The 16,774-nt window shown below is 67.2% G+C and carries 16 protein-coding genes; 14 read left to right on the top strand and 2 right to left on the bottom strand.

The annotated features are described in order from the left end of the window. Positions 1 to 30 precede the first annotated feature (30 nt). From AC5P5X_RS18865 to AC5P5X_RS18915, 11 genes are all read left to right on the top strand, one after another. A complete protein-coding gene (locus AC5P5X_RS18865; RefSeq protein WP_005407888.1) occupies positions 31 to 441 on the top strand; it encodes a VOC family protein in 411 nt (136 codons plus the stop codon). Between the two features lie 24 nt (positions 442 to 465). Next, complete coding sequence (locus tag AC5P5X_RS18870; protein WP_111189070.1) at positions 466 to 822, top strand: DUF1428 domain-containing protein; 357 nt, start codon at positions 466 to 468, stop codon at positions 820 to 822. A gap of 45 nt (positions 823 to 867) precedes the next feature. Next, positions 868 to 2,130 carry an RNA polymerase sigma factor gene (locus AC5P5X_RS18875; RefSeq protein ID WP_049395632.1) on the top strand — a complete coding sequence of 421 codons (1,263 nt, stop codon included), beginning with the start codon at positions 868 to 870 and terminating at the stop codon, positions 2,128 to 2,130. 107 nt (positions 2,131 to 2,237) lie between these two features. Further along, entirely contained in the window at positions 2,238 to 3,434 is a 1,197-nt protein-coding gene (locus tag AC5P5X_RS18880; protein WP_033833696.1) for a hypothetical protein, read from the top strand. Further along, positions 3,425 to 4,525, top strand: coding sequence for a hypothetical protein (locus AC5P5X_RS18885; RefSeq protein ID WP_495216035.1), 1,101 nt, complete (start codon positions 3,425 to 3,427; stop codon positions 4,523 to 4,525). The genes AC5P5X_RS18880 and AC5P5X_RS18885 overlap by 10 nt, the downstream gene beginning before the upstream one ends. A gap of 97 nt (positions 4,526 to 4,622) precedes the next feature. After that, the gene (locus AC5P5X_RS18890; protein WP_012479008.1) at positions 4,623 to 5,300 is read left to right on the top strand and encodes a hypothetical protein; all 678 of its coding nucleotides are present in this window, start codon (positions 4,623 to 4,625) and stop codon (positions 5,298 to 5,300) included. A 16-nt stretch (positions 5,301 to 5,316) separates the two neighbouring features. Next, entirely contained in the window at positions 5,317 to 6,963 is a 1,647-nt protein-coding gene (locus AC5P5X_RS18895; protein ID WP_043033936.1) for a CsgG/HfaB family protein, read from the top strand. 342 nt (positions 6,964 to 7,305) lie between these two features. Beyond that, the gene (locus tag AC5P5X_RS18900) at positions 7,306 to 8,955 is read left to right on the top strand and encodes a M28 family metallopeptidase (RefSeq protein WP_049449782.1); all 1,650 of its coding nucleotides are present in this window, start codon (positions 7,306 to 7,308) and stop codon (positions 8,953 to 8,955) included. Positions 8,956 to 9,167: 212 nt separating this feature from the next. Beyond that, positions 9,168 to 10,427 carry a sensor histidine kinase gene (locus tag AC5P5X_RS18905; protein ID WP_005407896.1) on the top strand — a complete coding sequence of 420 codons (1,260 nt, stop codon included), beginning with the start codon at positions 9,168 to 9,170 and terminating at the stop codon, positions 10,425 to 10,427. After that, on the top strand, positions 10,417 to 11,187 hold the full coding sequence (locus tag AC5P5X_RS18910) for a LytR/AlgR family response regulator transcription factor (RefSeq protein WP_005407897.1): 771 nt from the start codon (positions 10,417 to 10,419) through the stop codon (positions 11,185 to 11,187). The genes AC5P5X_RS18905 and AC5P5X_RS18910 overlap by 11 nt, the downstream gene beginning before the upstream one ends. Positions 11,188 to 11,221: 34 nt before the next feature. Further along, on the top strand, positions 11,222 to 11,566 hold the full coding sequence (locus tag AC5P5X_RS18915) for a hypothetical protein (protein ID WP_111189071.1): 345 nt from the start codon (positions 11,222 to 11,224) through the stop codon (positions 11,564 to 11,566). A 39-nt stretch (positions 11,567 to 11,605) separates the two neighbouring features. Here AC5P5X_RS18915 and AC5P5X_RS18920 read toward each other — a convergent pair whose 3' ends face one another. Next, positions 11,606 to 12,220, bottom strand: a complete 615-nt coding sequence (locus tag AC5P5X_RS18920; protein ID WP_005407899.1) for a hypothetical protein — start codon at positions 12,218 to 12,220, stop codon at positions 11,606 to 11,608. Between the two features lie 309 nt (positions 12,221 to 12,529). Between AC5P5X_RS18920 and AC5P5X_RS18925 the strand changes: the two genes are divergently transcribed. Then, positions 12,530 to 13,459, top strand: coding sequence for an oxygenase MpaB family protein (locus tag AC5P5X_RS18925; RefSeq protein WP_087802836.1), 930 nt, complete (start codon positions 12,530 to 12,532; stop codon positions 13,457 to 13,459). Positions 13,460 to 13,637: 178 nt separating this feature from the next. Here the strand turns inward: AC5P5X_RS18925 and AC5P5X_RS18930 are convergent, their stop codons facing one another. Beyond that, positions 13,638 to 14,225, bottom strand: coding sequence for a TetR/AcrR family transcriptional regulator (locus AC5P5X_RS18930; RefSeq protein ID WP_005407901.1), 588 nt, complete (start codon positions 14,223 to 14,225; stop codon positions 13,638 to 13,640). A gap of 133 nt (positions 14,226 to 14,358) precedes the next feature. Between AC5P5X_RS18930 and AC5P5X_RS18935 the strand changes: the two genes are divergently transcribed. Together AC5P5X_RS18935 and AC5P5X_RS18940 are read left to right on the top strand one after the other, a co-directional pair. Further along, complete coding sequence (locus AC5P5X_RS18935) at positions 14,359 to 15,570, top strand: MFS transporter (RefSeq protein ID WP_111189072.1); 1,212 nt, start codon at positions 14,359 to 14,361, stop codon at positions 15,568 to 15,570. Continuing rightward, positions 15,567 to 16,739: an MFS transporter gene (locus AC5P5X_RS18940; RefSeq protein ID WP_111189073.1), complete on the top strand. Its 1,173-nt coding sequence runs from the start codon at positions 15,567 to 15,569 to the stop codon at positions 16,737 to 16,739. The genes AC5P5X_RS18935 and AC5P5X_RS18940 overlap by 4 nt, the downstream gene beginning before the upstream one ends. Positions 16,740 to 16,774: the final 35 nt, after the last annotated feature.

Genomic DNA, 16,774 nt, shown 5'->3' on the forward strand with positions numbered 1-16,774 from the left:
CCTTTTTGTCATCCACAAGGAGCTTCACCGATGAGCGCACCACAACCGCAGATGATCTTCGTCAACCTGCCCGTGCAGGACCTGGGGAAGTCGAAGGCGTTCTTCACCGCGTTGGGCTACAGCTTCAATCCCACCTACACCAATGACGATGCGGCTGGCATGGTCATCAGCGAGAGCATCTACGTGATGCTGCTGACCCAACCTTTTTTCCAGCAGTTCACCAACAAGCCGATTGCCGATGCACACACTCACACGGAAGTGATCAATGCGCTCTCGGCCCCCAGTCGCAAGGCAGTTGACGAGTTGGTGGACAAGGCACTGGCTGCAGGTGCCAGCGAACCGCAGCCGGCGCGCGACTACGGCTTCATGTACCAGCGCGGCTTCCAGGACCTGGATGGCCATCTCTGGGAAATCGCACACATGGACGGCGAGCCGGGCTGACGGCCGCCGCAAGGGAGAACCCTCATGGCTTACGTGGATGCTTACGTGCTGCCGTGCCCACAGGACAAGGTGGCGGCCTACCGCCGCCTTGCCCGCAAGGCCGGTGCGGTGTGGAAGGACCATGGCGCGCTGCAGTACATGGAATGCGTGGCTGACGATGTGGAACCGGGCAAGAGCACCTCGTTCCCGCGTGCGGTCAAGGCAAAGCCGGGCGAAACGGTGATCGTCGCCTTCGTGGTGTTCCGTTCGCGCGCGGCGCGCGACCGCATCAACGCCAGGGTAATGGCCGACCCGCGGCTGGCGTCGCTGGGCCCGAAGGACATGCCGTTCGATACCAGGCGCATGTTCTGGGGCGGCTTCAAGCCGGTTGTTGAAGCGTGAGCTGCGGCGCTTGTGCGGGCCGGGCCTGCGTGCTGTGATCGGCGCATGCCCGATCCCGCACTGACGCAGCGTCTGGAAACCCTCTGGCGGATGGAATCGCCGGTGTTGATCGCGCGCCTGGCGCGGCTGCTCGGGGGCGATGTCGGCCGTGCCGAGGAGCTGGCCCAGGACACCTGGCTGGCCGCGCTGGAGCGCTGGCCGGAACAGGGCATCCCGGACAACCCCGGAGCCTGGCTGATGACCACTGCGCGCAACCGTGCCATCGATGTGCTGCGCCAACACCAGCGGGTGGCGCAGCAGCATGCGCAGTGGGGCGAGGAACTGCACCCAGCGGCGCTGCCGGCACCGGATGACAGCCAGGCGCTGGAGGATGATCTGGGTGACGATCTGCTGCGGTTGATGTTCGTGGCCTGTCATCCGGTGCTGCCGGCCGATGCGCGGGTGGCACTGACCCTGCGCCTGCTCGGTGGCCTGACCACCGTCGAGATCGCACGTGCGTTCCTGCAGCCCGAGCCGACCATCGCCCAGCGCATCGTGCGCGCCAAGCGCACCTTGGCGCAGAAGCAGGTGCCCTATGAGGTGCCGCGCGCGGACGCGATGCCCGAGCGGCTGGCTTCGGTGCTGGAGGCGATCTACCTGGTCTTCAATGAAGGTTACGCGGCCAGCGCCGGCGATGACTGGATGCGTCCGGCGCTGTGCGAGGAGGCACTGCGGCTCGCACGCATCCTGGCGCACCGGCTGCCGGTGCCGCCGGTGCTGGGCCTGCTGGCACTGATGGAACTGCAGGCATCGCGTGCTGCGGCACGGACCGACGCGCAGGGCGCGCCGGTGCTGCTGGACCAGCAGAACCGCGCGCGCTGGGACTGGCTGCAGATCGAACGCGGGCAGCAGGTGCTGGCCCGCGCGCTGGCCGCCGGTGGTGCTGATGATCCCTATGTATTGCAGGCGCGCATCGCCGCCTGCCATGCGGCTGCGCGTCGGGCTGAAGCCACCGACTGGCCACGTATCGCTTCGCTCTATACCCAGTTGCTGCGGGTGATGCCTTCGCCGGTTGTCGCTTTGAATCGGGTCGTGGCGGTGCTGCGCAGCGAGGGCGCGTTCGCTGCGTGGGCACAACTGCAGCCGCTGCTGGTGGATGCACGCCTGCGCGAGTACGCGCCCCTGCAGGTGGTGCGCGCGGAGATACTACAGGCGCTGGGGCGCGACCTCGACGCGCGTCAGGCTTTTGCCGAAGCCGCCAGACTCAGCCAGAACCAGGCGGAGCGGGGCCTGCTGCGCCAACGGGCCGGACTGCCGCCCCAGGAGTGACTGCGACGAACGCAGCACTTGTCGGCAGGCGCCTGAGCGGCTATGTTTCGCGCCCAGCGGACGCATCAGCGTCCGCATTCCGTGCGTATTGACCGAGGAGCGGTTGGATGTATTCAAGGACGAAGAGCGCATCGCGCGCTTTTGCGCGCCTGCTTGCCTGTGCCCTGTGCCTGGCCGTGTGGCCGATGGCCGCGCAGGCGGCTGACAAATCGCAGCAGGCCTACTGGGCCGGTTTTGCCTATACCGCGGATGCCGCTGCCGTGCAGGCGACCACGCCGCATGCGCATGCCGTGCTGGAAAAGCGCGGCCTGATCCCGCTGAACCAGACCCTGGCGCAGGCGCTCAAGCGCCGGCCGCCGGCGAACCTGGAGCTGATCGACCAGCCGGTGGCGATGCTCGACGGCACCACCAGCGCGACGGTGCTGGCCGCCGCACTGGACCGCGAACTGGTCTCGGTCGAGCCGATCGGCAACCAGTACAAAGTGCTGGTGGAAGTGGCCCTGCAGGCACTGTTCTTCGATTTCCGCGAGCGCCAGGTGATCGCGTCCTATCCGCTGACCCTGCAGCGCATCGACGTGCAGGATTACCGGCCGGACAACGACGATATCGACGCGATCGTCGCCGATCTGCTGTACGGCAGCGCCGATACCAGCCTGTCGCAGGTGCTGGCCGCCAGTCTCGCCCAGGCCAAGCTGCCCGATGCCGCCGTGCGTCGCCTGCAGGTCGGTGGCGTAACCCTGTCCGACGCGGTCCGCGCCAAGCTGCCCGACCCGAAGTGGGAAACCCCGCTGCGCGCCACGCTGGCCCATGAACTGTCCAAGACGCTGTCGTCCAATACCGGCGTCGGCCTGCTGCCGCCGGCCTCGGGCCAGGCGATCGGTGGTGCGATGGCCGCCCGCTTTGCCGACGGCAAGGTCTACCAGCTGAAGATCCCCGAGCCGGACTACGTCATCACTGTGCAGGTCGATGCGCTGAAGAACGGCGTCATCAATGAAACCCCGGCGATGAAGACGATGCTGTTCGGCGCATTCTTCACCGCCAAAGTGACCGAACCGTTCTCCGGCAAGGTCTATTTCGAACAGCCGCTGCGCAAGGGCGCCACCAAGGTGGTGCCGGTCACGCAGTGGCAGGTCGACCAGTGGTCGGCCAGCTACGAAACCCTGCTGGCCGGCTTCGATGCCTTCGCCGGCGCCGCCGCCAAGCGTGCCGATTCGCGCGCATGGCTGGACGAACAGAAGCCGGGCGGCCGCCCGTTGCAGCAGCAGACCCAAGCCCTCCAGGAGTTGATCAAGTCATGTCGTTGATGCGTACCATCCTGCTCATCCTCATCGCGCTGGTGGTGGCCTCGCCGGTCGCCGCGCAGACCGCGAGTTCGCGCGGTACCGGTTCGGCCAGCTACGGCCTGCGCCTGAGCGCCGACACCCGCGCCCAGGCCCTGAACAAGGCCAAGGTCAATGCACTGGAGGCGTACATCGCTGAAACCGGTGCGGCCAAGCTGCGCCTGTTCGAAGCCCGCCGCGCCGAGTTCATCGGCGAGATCGACCGTTATGTGCTCAGCGCCGTGCCGCTGTCGGACACCGAAGACAAGAAGGCCAAGACCTACACCGTCACTGTCCGCGCCGAGATCAACACCACGCTGCTGCAGACCAAGCTGGACGCAGGTTCGGCCGTGGCCGGTGCCACCGCCTCGCAGCGTTCGCTGCTGACCTTCCTGTTCATGGCACGCTCGCAGGACACCGTGCAGTCGTTCCAGGACAAGGAATACCGCCGCGTCGACGCCAGCAGCAGCTACAGCGAGAACACCCGTGAAGGCGACAGCTTCCGTAGCAACTCGGTCAGCACCAACGGCAGCATCAACCAGAACGGTTCGGTGTCGGTCACCAGCGGTGGCAGCACCACCCAGCGCAGCGACAACATCAGCTGGAAGGTGGCCAACGCCGCTGAAGTGAACACTGCGATGACCGGTGCCTTCAGCGCCGCCGGCTACGAAGTGGTTGAAGCCGAGTACGTGGAAGGCGAATCGCGCGGCCTGCTGAGCATCGAGCGCATCCGCAAGGACTTCAGCACCGGCAACGACCTGTCTGCCGCCACCCTGCGCGATACCGCCAACGGCATCCGTGCGGCCAACATCCCCTACATCGCCGTCGGTACCCTGGACGTCGGCATGCGCGACCGCGATCCGGCCAGCGGCAACACCCGCGTGTTCGTCACGGTCACCGGCAAGGTGCTGGACGTGACCGGTCGTTTCCCGCGCACCGTGTCGTCGGTGGGCCCGGTGCAGTTCTCCGGCACCGGCCCGAATGAAACCGTGGCCCGTACCAATGCCCTGCAGCTGGCTGCCGAGAAGGCCGCCCAGCAGATGATCAACGAACTGAACGTCAAGGCAGTCCGCTGATCCGCCACCCGGTGGGTGCCGAGCTCGCTCGGCATCGCGCTGGGGTTACCGATTCCCACGTGCCGCTTCGCGGCCGTCTCTCCCAAAGGACACTCATATGATCCGCAATACCGCTCTTGTCGTGGCCATCGCTGCCGCCACCCTGTCGATGCCGGCCCACGCGGGCCTGGGCAAGCTGAAGGACCTGGCCGGTGCCGCCACCGGCACCTCCAGCAGCAGCGCCTCCAGCGCCGCCGCTCCGGACGAAGCCGCGCAGGAAGCGCTGGTGCGTCGTTTCGTCAGCTCGCAGTCGCACTCGCTGCAGGCCCAGACCTCGTTCGCCCGTGCCTTCGGCCTGGCCGAGCAGGTGCAGCTGCTGGAAGCCGAGCGCCAGGCGCTGTCGTCGGGTTCGGTCAGCGTCGATGCGATGAAGAAGTCGGTGTCGGTCAGCGAAGCTGCGCAGGCCGCGATCAACGAGCGCCAGGCCGCTCAGCCGGAACTGAACGCTGAATCCAAGCAGCACTACGCCGAAGGCCTGGTCTCGCTGCTGGCGTCGGCAGCCGAAGCACAGAAGCTGGGCGGCGAAGCCAGCAGCTTCACCGCCGGCATGAAGAACCTGGGCGCGACCCAGCTGGCCACCGTTGGCCGCAAGCTGGCAGCGGGCGCATGGGTGGCCAAGGAATCGCCGGGCTTCATCCAGGGCCTGTACGGTTCGACCAAGTCGGCCGTGACCTTCGCCAGGAAGAGCAAGGTGAAGGTGCCGTCCAACGCCGACTCGATGCTCGACTCGATCTGATCCGAGGCGAATCTCCATGCGTATGACAACCCGTTTGATCGGCCTGGGCCTGGCCGCCGCGCTGCTTGCAGCCTGCGGCAAGCAGGACACCCCGGCCGCCGCGCCCGCCAAGGACAAGGCAACCAGTGCACTGGCCAGCAATGCGCCAGTGGAAGCAGCGCCCCTGCGTGGCACGCCGGATTTCGGCGGCACCACACAGGTCGCGCGCGAAGCCGACGGCATCGGCAGCACCCCGGAACTGGCGGTGCTGGCGGCGCTGCAGTCGGCCGTGGCGCAGGTCAACGGCGTACGCGTGGCCAGCCAGATGCAGGGCCTGCGTGCAGGCCTGCATGTGGATGTGGATGGCGAACACGTCGGCGATATCCGCGCCGACGCGTTCACCCAGCAGATGATCGCCGGCTCGCAGGGCGCGGTGCTGGGCTATGAAATCCTGTCGCAGGATGAAGTGCGGCAGCTGGACGAGGAAACCATCGCCCGCGTGCGCGCCAGCGATGAAGGCTGGAGCTTCAAGGGCTCGGCGTCGGCCACTGCGTCCGGCGAAGCCTCGGCCAAGAGCGGTTCGGCCTCGGCCAGCGTCAGGGAAAGCTACGACGAGAAGGTCAGCGTCGATGCCAAGCGTGGTGCAAGCTCGTTCGATTCCGACGTGACCCACCGCAGCATGCGCAGCTACTGGAAGGTGCGCGTGCGTGCACAGATCGCCCAGTACCGCGCACCGGACGAGCAGGGCAAGCCGAAGATCGTGGTTGCACTGCCGCGCACCAAGGCCGGCAGCTACGCCGTAGGCGATGGCCGCGTGGATGCCGATGAAGTGGCCGACGCGATCCGTGCGCGCCTGTCCGACACGCTGACCCAGACCCAGCGCTTCATCGTGCTGGACCGCGAGTTCGGCGACGAACTGCAGGCCGAGATCGACCACATCAACAGCGGCAACGTGCGCCTGCAGGACACCGCGCGCGTGGGCCAGCAGCTGGCGACCGATCTGATCCTGATACCGACCATCGAACGCTTCGAGTACCCGCGCAGCGTGCGCAACCTGCGCATGTCCGACCGCCAGGTGACCTCGTACTCCGGTGGCGGCCGCATCACCCTGCGCCTGATCAACGCCACTACCGGCCAGGTGGTGATGTCCGACAGCTTCGACCACCAGCTGGCCTCGACCGGCCCCAGCACCCTGCCGCGCGTGGTCAACGGCCGCAACATGGCCGCGGCGATGATGGAATCGCTGTCGGGCCAGATCGGCACCAGCATCGTCACCACGCTGTTTCCGGTGTCGGTGGTCTCGGTGGACGGTGACCAGGTGGTGCTGAGCCAGGGCGGTGACACCGTGCAGGCCGGCCAGCGCTGGCAGGCCGTGCGCCTGGGCGAAGAACTGAAGGACCCGCAGACCGGCCGCTCGCTGGGCCGCAGCGAACACCCGTGCTGCACCATCCGCATCGACCGCGTGGCCGCACAGACCTCGTACGGCACCATCGAAGACGGCGTCGACGCGATGCGCGGCGGTTTCCGCCCGGGCCAGATCGAACTGCGCCAGAAGCTGGGCAGCAAGCCGGCCGCCGCCGCCGCAGGTGCGACTGCCTCGGCCGCTCCCGCAGCTGCCGCACGCCCGGCCGCCAAGCCGAAGCCCAAGCCCGCTGCCGCGCCGGCCGAAGACCCGAACTGGTAACAGGCTCAAGCAACACACCGATGGGGTCAGAGCCCTTTCCCGCCGGGAAAGGGATCTGACCCCTTCGTGTTTTCCATGCGTGTCGACCAAGGTCGACACCTACCAACAGCACCGGGAAGCTGTCGAAGGCGGGGTGGGTCCGGTTGCGGGGGTGTCCGCGGCATGGATGCCGCGGCCAAGCCCCCAAGGACGGGTCTACGGCGTCCCCCGCAACCGGACCCACCCCGCCATCCCACCGAATGCCTGCTTCTGCTGTTGCTGTTGCCCTGGCATCGGCAGGTGCAGGGCGCAGCCCTGCCGAATCCCATTACACTCCAGAAGGATTTCCTGCTGGAGAGAGCAATGAAACGAGTAGCACTGGGCCTGCTGGCCCTGTCGGTGTCGAGCGCACTGATGGCGGCCACCCCGAAATTCGATGGCGCGCGGATCTCCGCCGACGTCAAGGAACTGGCCTCCGACGCCTACGAAGGCCGCTCCCCGGCCACCGCCGGCGAAGAAAAGACCATCGCCTTCCTCAGCAAGCAGTTCGCCGACGCCGGCCTGCAGCCGGGCGGCGACCTCAAGGACGGCAAGCGCCTGTGGACCCAGGCCGTGCCGCTGCGCAAGGGCGACATCGTCGGCGCGCCGCAGTTGGCATTGCACCAGGGAGGCAAGACCCTGCCGCTGGAACAGGGCAAGCAGATTGCCGTGCGCGCCGCCATGAACGGGGCCAGCAACGTCGACATCAGCAAGGCCCCGCTGGTGTTCCTCGGTTACGGCGTGAAGGCCCCGGAGCGCAACTGGGACGACTTCAAGGGCGTGGACCTGAAGGGCAAGATCGCCGTCGTGCTGATCAACGACCCGGACTTCGAGACCGGCCAGGGTGACTTCGACGGCAAGGGCATGACCTACTACGGCCGTTGGACCTACAAGTACGAAGAAGGCGCCCGACAGGGTGCGCTGGGCGTGCTGATCGTGCACGAGACCGCACCGGCGTCGTACGGCTGGGCGACGGTGGCCGGCTCCAACACCAACACCATGTTCGACGTGGTGCGCGACAACCCGGCCGACAGCCACCCGCTGCTGGAAGGCTGGATCCAGCGCGACCTGGCCGTGGAGCTGTTCCGCTCGGCCGGGCAGGACTTCGAGGCGCTGAAGAAGAAGGCGCAGCAGCGCGACTTCACCCCGGTGCCGCTGACCGGCGCCAGCCTGGACGCGAAGTACGCGGTGAAGACCGAAGTGATCACCTCGCACAACGTGGCCGCACGCCTGGAAGGCAGCCGCCACCCGGACGAGACCATCGTCTACAGCGCGCACTGGGACCACATCGGCGTGGGCGAGCCCGACGCGCGTGGCGACCGCATCTTCAATGGCGCACTGGACAACGCCAGTGGCACCGCCTCGCTGATCGAACTGGCCCGTGGCTTCGCCAAGGCCAAGCGTCCGGAGAGGTCAGTGCTGTTCCTGGCGGTCACCGCCGAGGAAAAGGGCCTGCTGGGTTCGGAGTACTACGCCACCCATCCGCTGTATCCGCTGGAAAAGACCGTGGCGGTGATCAACATGGACGGCATGGCGCCGTTCGGGCCGTCGCGTGACTTCGGCATCTACGGTGCCGCGCGTTTCGAGCTGCTGGACCAGCTGAAGGACGTGGCCAAGGGCTGGGATATCCGCTACACCCCGGACCCGAAGCCGGAAGCCGGCCTGTTCTTCCGCTCCGATCACTTCCCGTTCGCCAAGCGTGGCGTTCCGGCCCTGTCGTGGTCGGCCGGCCAGGACTGGGTGGACGGCGGGGTGGCCGCAGGCAAGAAGGCCTCCGAGGACTACACCGCCAAGCGCTACCACCAGCAGGGCGACGAATGGCAGCCGGACTGGGTGTTTGCCGGTGCCGCCCGCGACCTGGAAGTGCTGTACACGCTCGGCAACCAGCTGGCCAACACGCGCAGCTGGCCGAACTGGAGCAAGGACGAATCGTTCCGCGCCGTGCGTGACGCCAGCGCCGACCAGCGCAAGTAAGGGCATGCGCCGGGTTCGCCCGGCGCCTCCCGGGTAGTGCCGGCCGCTGGCCGGCATCCCTGTGATGCATGCGGAGAAAGTGGGGAGTCGGCCAGCGGCCGGCACTACCAGATGGCTTTCCATCCCCGCTTTTCCGGCCTTCGTCGCAGCCCGCTTGTTTGCCCGGCGGGCCGCCCTATGCTCGGCTCACCCCCTTCCTCCAAGGCGCCGCCGTGTTCGCCAGCCTCTCTCTCCTGATCCGCCACCTGCTGGCCTGGGCCGCCGCGCTGGTTGTCGCCGGCATGGTCTGGAGCGGCATCTTCAGCGGCATGAACGATGGCCCGGGCTGGGTGTTCGGCCTGCTGGCGATGTTCCTGATGATCTCCGCGCTGGGCAGCGCGATTACCCACGTGCGCCGGGTCTGGCTGGTGGCCGGCCGATTGGATTCGACCACGTTGTCCGGGCGCCAGCGCCGCCAGGTGGAACTGCCGATGGATGCCGGCCAGGCCTATGCCGTGGTGGAAGCGGCAATTGCCGAACTTCCGCGCGTGGAAGACGTGGAAAGCTCGGCCGGCAGCCTGCAGGTGCGCGCCTACGTGCGCCGGGTGGACCTCTGGAATGGCCGCCAGCCGTCGCGCTGGAACCTGCCGGCGCGGCTGGCGATCAAGCGCAACAGCGTGCTGGCGACGGTCACGCCGGGGCAGGGCACCAGTACCGTCACTCTGCTGTTCGAACCGGATGCCGGTTGGTGGGCCGATCTGCTGGCGCTGGATGAGGGCAGCAACTTCGAGAACGCCGAAGCGGTTACCCGCGCGATCAGCCGCCGCGTGGCCGACCAGCGCCGCGATGAGCAGGCCGCGGCCGAACAGACCCAGGTGGAAAAGGAACTGTCGGTCGCGCGCTTGAACCTGCTCCATGCGCAGGTGGAGCCGCACTTCCTGTACAACACGCTGGCCAACGCGCAGGTGCTGACCCGCACCGACCCGGCACGTGCCGAGCAGATGCTGGGCCACCTTATCCAGTACCTGCGCAGCTCGTTGCCGCAGGTGGACGAGTCGGTGTCGACGCTGGGGGTGGAGCTGGAACGCACGCGCGCCTACCTGGAGATCCTGCGCATCCGCATGGGCGCACGGTTGGCGGTGGAAGTGCAGGTACCGAATGAGCTGCATGGCGTGCACCTGCCGGCGATGGCACTGCAGACGCTGGTGGAGAACGCGATCAAGCATGGCCTGGAGCCCAAGCCCGGCGGTGGCACGATCTGGATCCTGGCGCGTGGCTTCGATGACCATGTGACCGTGACCGTCGCCGACGACGGGCTCGGTTTCGGCCAGGGCACCAGCGGCACCGGCATCGGCCTGAAGAACCTGCGCGAACGCCTGCGCCTGACCTGTGGCGAGCAGGCCGGCGTGGCGATCGTTGCCAACTTCCCCAGCGGTGTGGCCGCAACCATGACCTTGCCGCAGACACACAAGGAGCGCAGCCATGCCGCTTGAAGCCCTCATTGCCGAAGACGAGGAACTGCTGCGGCAGTCACTGGTGGAACAGCTGCGCCGGTTGTGGCCGGAGCTGAAGCTGGTGGCCGAGTGCGAGGACGGCGCCAGTGCGCTGGAGCAGCTGGCCGAGACGCAGCCGGACATCGCGTTCCTCGACATCCGCATGCCCGGCATCAGTGGCATCGAAGTTGCGCGTTCGCTGTCCGAGCTGAGCCCGCGCACCCAGGTGGTGTTCGTCACCGCCTATGACCAGTACGCCATCGACGCGTTCGAGCAGGGCGCGATGGATTACCTTCTGAAGCCGGTCAGTGACGAACGCCTGCTGGCGACGCGTGAGCGCATCCTGTCGCGGCTGCCATCGACGCGCCAGGATGACGCCGTGCTTGAACGCCTGCTGCAGCGGCTGGGTCCATCGCAGGGTGCTGCCGAGCGCCCGCCGCTGGCCTGGATCACCGCCAGCAACGGCCGCGAGACGCAGCTGATCATGCTGGAAGATGTCGCCTACTTCCGTGCCGACAACAAGTACACCACCGTGGTCACCGCTGCCGGCGAGAGCCTGTTGCGCACACCATTGCGCGAACTGCTGGAAGTACTCGACCCGCAGCACTTCCGCCAGATCCACCGCTCGACCATCGTCAACATGAAGGCTGTGGCGGCGGTCAGCCGCGACGATACCGGGCGCGGTGTGCTGCGGCTGCGGGGCCGGACGGAAACACTGGTTGTCAGCCAACCATTCATGAGCCTGTTCCGCGGCATGTAGCCGCACCGCACTTTTCCGCTACCAGGAGCATTGCATGCGTCTTTTCCTGCTTGCAGGCCTCGCTGCACTGGCGCTTGCCGGTTGCCAGAAGTCCACCGAAACCGCGATCACCCGCACCACTGCCAATGGCGTGGACACGCTGTACAGCAAGCGCACGGTAGTGGACGGCGTGGCGCGTTTTGAGTGCATGGCCAGCCGCAGCGGTCAGTGCCATTACCTGTTGCTGGACCCGGCCTGTCGTCCTGACGCCGCGTGTGCGAAAGCGCTGATACGGTCGTTCGCGTTGGCGGTCGGCACCACTCAGGAGTTCAGGGACCTGCCGAAGGGCTTCGCCCAGTGCGTCAGCGAGGATCGGAAAGAACAATGCCACCGTGAGTGATCACGGTGGCATTGTGGGTCCCCCCGCTTCCCTGAAGGGTCAGTAGGCAGGCTGCAGTGTCAGGTCGTGGTGGTGCTCGTTCTCGCCCACGTGGTTGAGGCGGCCGACCAGTTCGGAGTGCTGCTTCATGCGCCCGATCTCGGTCATGATGCGGATGTCCTCGTGGCGCAGCTCGCGCTTGGCGGTGACCGCCTGCTTGTAATCGAGTACTTCCGGGTAATGCTCGGCCAGTTCCAGGGCCTCGGCCACGTGCTCGACGCTGTCGGCCTTGGAGCTGATGCGTGCGCGACTGTTGAACGCCTTCATCCAGCGCTCGAAACCGGCCTGCTGATCGAACATGTTGGCCATGAACCAGATCACGAACAGGATCGAGACCCACGAGCCGAACACGACTACCACGCGGGTGAACGTGATATGGAAGTCGTCACGCCACAGGTAGTTGGCGATCAGGCCAAGAATCAGCAGCGAGGCCGCCTGCCAGCCGACGATCGAGGCGATCAGCCATTGGCACTTGGCCTGCGCCAGCACGGCTACTTCATCGCGGATCTGCTGCTCGCTGAGATTGCGCCAATGCGCAACCTGTTTATCGAACGGGCTGCTGTAGAGCTCGTTGTCGCGAAGCAGAATTCCCAAACCCTTGAACAAAGCAATCATGGCTGGCTCCTTGTGGAACGTGCGTCGATCAGCATTGGACGGTGTGGCGAGTCCAGTTCTAGCACTTCCAGCGAGCCGTGCAATGGGCGCAATGCCAAGCCGCGTAAGGGCCTTCTCTGAATCGGTGAATGTTGCTGCATCGCAGCATCGAGGCCGGAGCCTGCGACAGGATGTCGCAGGGTGAAATGTGCTGCGGCCGCACATGAAACCGTGGCTGAGTGCGAAGACTCGCCGCCGGCGTCGTGATCGCCCAGAATCGGGGCTGACCGCGCAACTCGCGGCCACTCTTTCGCTTTTCCTGGACCTGCGATGCCGGCTCTGCTGCAGCGACTCTCCCGCCCCGTCACCGCGCCGATCCGGCGCTGGGTACTGGAGGCCTTCCCGCGTGGCCAGAGCGGCATCGATTACGACCAGCCGCTGGGTGACCCGGGCTGGTTTGGACCTGACAGCGTGACCTGGCGCCTGCACGCCGAGTTCCCCTCGATGCTGGCCGGGGGCCTGTGTGCGCTGATGCTGCAGACCCTGCATCCGCGCGCGCTGGCCGGGGTCTACGACCACTCCAATTTCCGCCAGGACCTGGTGGGCCGCCTGCGTCGCACCACCGCGTTTGTCGCCGGTACCAGCTATGCACCCAGCGGGGAGGTAGAGGCGCTGGTGGCCAAGGTGCGCCGCATCCATGCACAGATCCGCGGCCAGACCGCGCAGGGCGAGCCCTACGCGGCGGACGATCCACAACTGCTGACATGGGTGCACGTGACTGAGGCGTTTGGTTTCCTGCAGGGCTTCCGTCGCTACGGGCGCGAGGTGCCGGCGTACATCGCCGACCGCTACTACGACGAGTACCGCCGCGTGGCCGAGGCACTGGGTGCGGTGGATGTGCCGCGCAGTGAAGCCGAGGTGGCAGCGTACTTCTGCGCGCGGCAACCGGAGCTGCGTGTGGACGAGCGCTCGCGTGAAGTGCTGGAGGTGTTGTCCGGCGTGCGCCTGCCGGTACCGGTGCCGGGGCTGTCGCGCGAGGTGTTCCTTGGCGCCGGTGCGGCACTGCTGCCGGACTGGGCCGAAGGCATGCTTGAACGCAGCGGCCGCCAACGTGCGCAGGCGGCCGCTTCAGCGAAGCTGATGCAGGGTATGGCGCCGCTGTTCCGCCGTGCGCTGCCCGATGGCCTCGCCAGCCGCGCCTGTGCGCGCATGGGCGTGCCGGTGTCGGTGCTGCGCGAGTGGCCCACCGTTCCCCGGTAGGTGCCCACCTTGGTTGGCACGCGCTGCGCGACAAAGCTTCATCCACGCATGGCGTGGATCTACTGATGCCATGGTTCTGGTTGGCACGCGTTGCGCGCGATGCCGCAGAAGGGCCAACCAAGGTTGGCCTCTACCAGAGCGGATGCCGCAGTAGATCCACGCCATGCGTGGATGGGCCTCACCCGGCCGACTTCAAGCCACGCAACAGCATTTCCAGCGCCGTCGTCGCCTGCCGCAGGCGCGCGTCGCCATCCTCGCCCTCTGCAATCCAGAACGCGGCCTCGGCCAGGCTGCCGTAGATCAGCGATGCCAGCGCCTGCGCATCCACCGGCATCGCTACGCCCTGCGCGATCAACTGTTCGATCAGGCGCTGCATCGAGTGCACGCAGTGGCGCTGCGATTCCGGTGAGGCGCCACCCAGCACCGCGCGCGCGTCACGCAGCACGATGCGCTGGATCTCCGGCTCCAGCGCCATCTCCAGATAGGCACGGCAGCGCTGTACGAAACCGTCCCAGGCATCATCCGCGCCATCGCTGATCGCCTGCAGGCGCAGGTCGGTCTCGGCATCGAGCTGGGCGACCACCGCGGCCAGCAGGCCCTTCTTGTCGCCAAAGTGGTGGTAGAGCGCACCCCGGGTCAGGCCGGCTTGGGCGGTCAGGTCATCCATCGAGGTGGCGGCATAGCCATGCTCGCTGAACACGCGGCGGGCGGTGGCCAGCAGGCTGGCACGGGTTTCTTCCATCTCGGCGCGGGTGCGACGGACCATCCGGAACTCCTTACATACGCAGTGCATGATTGTTTACATACGGCGCGTATGAATGTAGCCTCTTATTCATACGCTCTGTATGTATTGTCGTGGCGCCGGGAGCGCCAGGCAAGCCGCTGCCCTGGAGATCCCGATGGCCACCCCCTACCGCGACCTGTTCGCCGCCCCCGGCACCGCCGGCCTCGCCCTGGCCGGCCTGCTGGCCCGCCTGCCGCTGCCGATGACCGGCATCGGCATCATCACCCTGCTGTCGCAGCTGCGCGGCAGCTATGCCTTGGCCGGTGCGGTGTCTGCCACCTTCGTGCTGACCTACGCGCTGCTGTCGCCGCAGGTATCGCGCTGGGTCGACCGGCGCGGGCAGGGCAGGGTGCTGCCATGGGCTACTGCGGCCAGTGCGGCAGGGTTGTTGCTGCTGCTCGCGTGCACGCTGCTGGCTGCGCCAGACTGGGCGCTTTTCGTCGCCGCCATGCTGGCTGGATGCATGCCCAGCGTGTCCGCAATGGTGCGCGCACGCTGGACTGCGATCCATCGCGGTCGCCCGCAGCTGCAGACCGCGTATTCGCTGGAGACCGTGTTCGATGAGGTGACCTTCATCGTCGGTCCACCGTTGTCAGTGGGGCTGTCGGTGGCGGTATGGCCACAGGCCGGCGTACTGGCGGCCGCCCTGTTGCTGGTGGTCGGCGTCGCCGCATTGGTGCTGCAGCGGGGCACCGAGCCGCCGCTGCAGCAGCACGAAGGTGCAACTCCGTCGGGCTCGCTGCTGCGGCACACGGAGATCCGCCTGCTGGCGTTGCTGATGCTGGCGATGGGCGTGATTGTCGGTACGGTCGACATCACCAGCGTGGCCTTCGCCGAACAGCGGGGGCAGCCGCTTGCCGCCAGCCTGGTGCTGTCGGCCTATGCGCTGGGCAGCTGCGCGGCGGGCCTGCTGTTCGGGGCACTGAAGCTGCAGGCACCGTTGCGGCGCCTGTTGCTGGCCGGCGCAGTGGCCACCGCACTGACCACGTTGCCGCTGCCGTGGGTCGGCAGCCTGCCCGCGCTGGCCGTGGCGGTGCTGCTGGCCGGGGTGTTCTTCGCGCCGACGATGATCGTGGCGATGTCGCTGGTCGAACAACGCGTACCCGAATCGCGCCTGACCGAGGGCATGACCTGGCTGCTGGCCGGATTGAACATCGGCGTGGCGCTGGGCGCGGCGCTGTCCGGGCAGAGCGTCGATGCGGGGGGCGTGCGCAGCGGCTTTGTCGTTGCACTGGTGGCAGGCGGGGGCGTGCTGCTGTTGGCCGTTCTCGCGCGACGTGCCTTGCGCCCGGCTGCCGCATCCACCCCTGAAGGCATCATCCCGTGAGCGCTTCATCGCCTGCGCATGCCGCGCCTGTGCATCGCCATCCGTGGCGGGCGGTTTCTGCGGTTGGCCTCGCCACCTTCTCGGTGGTCACCACCGAAATGCTGCCGGTGGGCCTGCTGACCCCTGTCGCCGAAGATCTCGGCGCGTCCACCGGCACCGCCGGCCTGATGATCTCGCTGCCGGCCCTGCTGGCGGCCCTGTTCGCACCGCTGGTGGTGATCGCAGCCGGTGGCATCGATCGTCGTCGCATCCTGTGCGTGCTGCTGGGGCTGCTGCTGGTCGCCAACGTTGCTTCGGCGCTGGCACCCGGCATCGGCTGGCTGCTGGCCGCGCGCGTACTGGTGGGGTTCTGCATGGGCGGGATCTGGGCCATCGCTGGTGGGCTGGCAGCACGCCTGGTCCCGGCGCATCGCATCGGCCTGGCCACCTCGATCATCTTCGGGGGCGTGGCCGCAGCATCGGTTCTGGGGGTGCCGCTGGGTGCACTGATCGGCGACGCCCTGGGCTGGCGCTTCGCGTTCGCAGCGATGGCGCTGTTCAGTGCGGCGGTGATGCTGCTGCAACTGTGGGTGGTTCCCGCGTTGCCGGTGGTGGCGTCGGTGCGCCCGGCGCAGTTCGTGCGGCTGCTCGGCCACCGTGGCCTGCAGCGCGGCCTATGCCTGACGCTGCTGCTGGTAGCAGGTCACTTCATTGCGTTCACCTATGTACGCCCGTTGCTGACCCTGCGATCGGGCGTGGATGCCGCTTGGATCGGCGCGCTGCTGTTCGCCTATGGCATGGCGGGCATCGCGGGCAACTTCATCGCCGGACCACTGGCCGCTCGTCACCCGCGCGGCATGCTGCTGGCGATCTCTTGCGGCCTGCTGCTGACGCCGTTGTTGTTCCTGTGGCTGGGCGACACACCCTCCGGCGGCATTGTGGTGCTGTTGCTGTGGGGCCTGGCCTATGGCGGCGTGTCGGTCGGCCTGATGAGCTGGATGATGAAGGCAGTCCCGCACGCGGTGGAGATCGCCACCGCGCTGTATGTCGGTGTGTTCAATATCGGCATCGCAATGGGCGCGTGGGGCGGTGGACGGCTGCTGGATGGCGTGGGCCTGCATGCGAATCTGTGGGTCGCGGCCGGGCTTGCCATGGTTGCCACGCTGGTGATTGCCACAACGCGCCGGTAGATCCACGCCATGCGTGGATGGCTTGTAGTCCTGTA

The organism is Stenotrophomonas sp. YJH_SMC_91 (assembly GCF_059368495.1).

What these genes read in the sequence shown, in the direction of transcription:
- AC5P5X_RS18865 (WP_005407888.1), top strand. Translation starts at nt 31, where the DNA reads ATGAGCGCACCACAACCGCAGATGATCTTCGTCAACCTGCCCGTGCAG.
- AC5P5X_RS18870 (WP_111189070.1), top strand. Translation starts at nt 466, where the DNA reads ATGGCTTACGTGGATGCTTACGTGCTGCCGTGCCCACAGGACAAGGTG.
- AC5P5X_RS18875 (WP_049395632.1), top strand. Translation starts at nt 868, where the DNA reads ATGCCCGATCCCGCACTGACGCAGCGTCTGGAAACCCTCTGGCGGATG.
- AC5P5X_RS18880 (WP_033833696.1), top strand. Translation starts at nt 2,238, where the DNA reads ATGTATTCAAGGACGAAGAGCGCATCGCGCGCTTTTGCGCGCCTGCTT.
- AC5P5X_RS18885 (WP_495216035.1), top strand. Translation starts at nt 3,425, where the DNA reads ATGTCGTTGATGCGTACCATCCTGCTCATCCTCATCGCGCTGGTGGTG.
- AC5P5X_RS18890 (WP_012479008.1), top strand. Translation starts at nt 4,623, where the DNA reads ATGATCCGCAATACCGCTCTTGTCGTGGCCATCGCTGCCGCCACCCTG.
- AC5P5X_RS18895 (WP_043033936.1), top strand. Translation starts at nt 5,317, where the DNA reads ATGCGTATGACAACCCGTTTGATCGGCCTGGGCCTGGCCGCCGCGCTG.
- AC5P5X_RS18900 (WP_049449782.1), top strand. Translation starts at nt 7,306, where the DNA reads ATGAAACGAGTAGCACTGGGCCTGCTGGCCCTGTCGGTGTCGAGCGCA.
- AC5P5X_RS18910 (WP_005407897.1), top strand. Translation starts at nt 10,417, where the DNA reads ATGCCGCTTGAAGCCCTCATTGCCGAAGACGAGGAACTGCTGCGGCAG.
- AC5P5X_RS18915 (WP_111189071.1), top strand. Translation starts at nt 11,222, where the DNA reads ATGCGTCTTTTCCTGCTTGCAGGCCTCGCTGCACTGGCGCTTGCCGGT.
- AC5P5X_RS18920 (WP_005407899.1), bottom strand. Translation starts at nt 12,220, where the DNA reads ATGATTGCTTTGTTCAAGGGTTTGGGAATTCTGCTTCGCGACAACGAG.
- AC5P5X_RS18925 (WP_087802836.1), top strand. Translation starts at nt 12,530, where the DNA reads ATGCCGGCTCTGCTGCAGCGACTCTCCCGCCCCGTCACCGCGCCGATC.
- AC5P5X_RS18930 (WP_005407901.1), bottom strand. Translation starts at nt 14,225, where the DNA reads ATGGTCCGTCGCACCCGCGCCGAGATGGAAGAAACCCGTGCCAGCCTG.
- AC5P5X_RS18935 (WP_111189072.1), top strand. Translation starts at nt 14,359, where the DNA reads ATGGCCACCCCCTACCGCGACCTGTTCGCCGCCCCCGGCACCGCCGGC.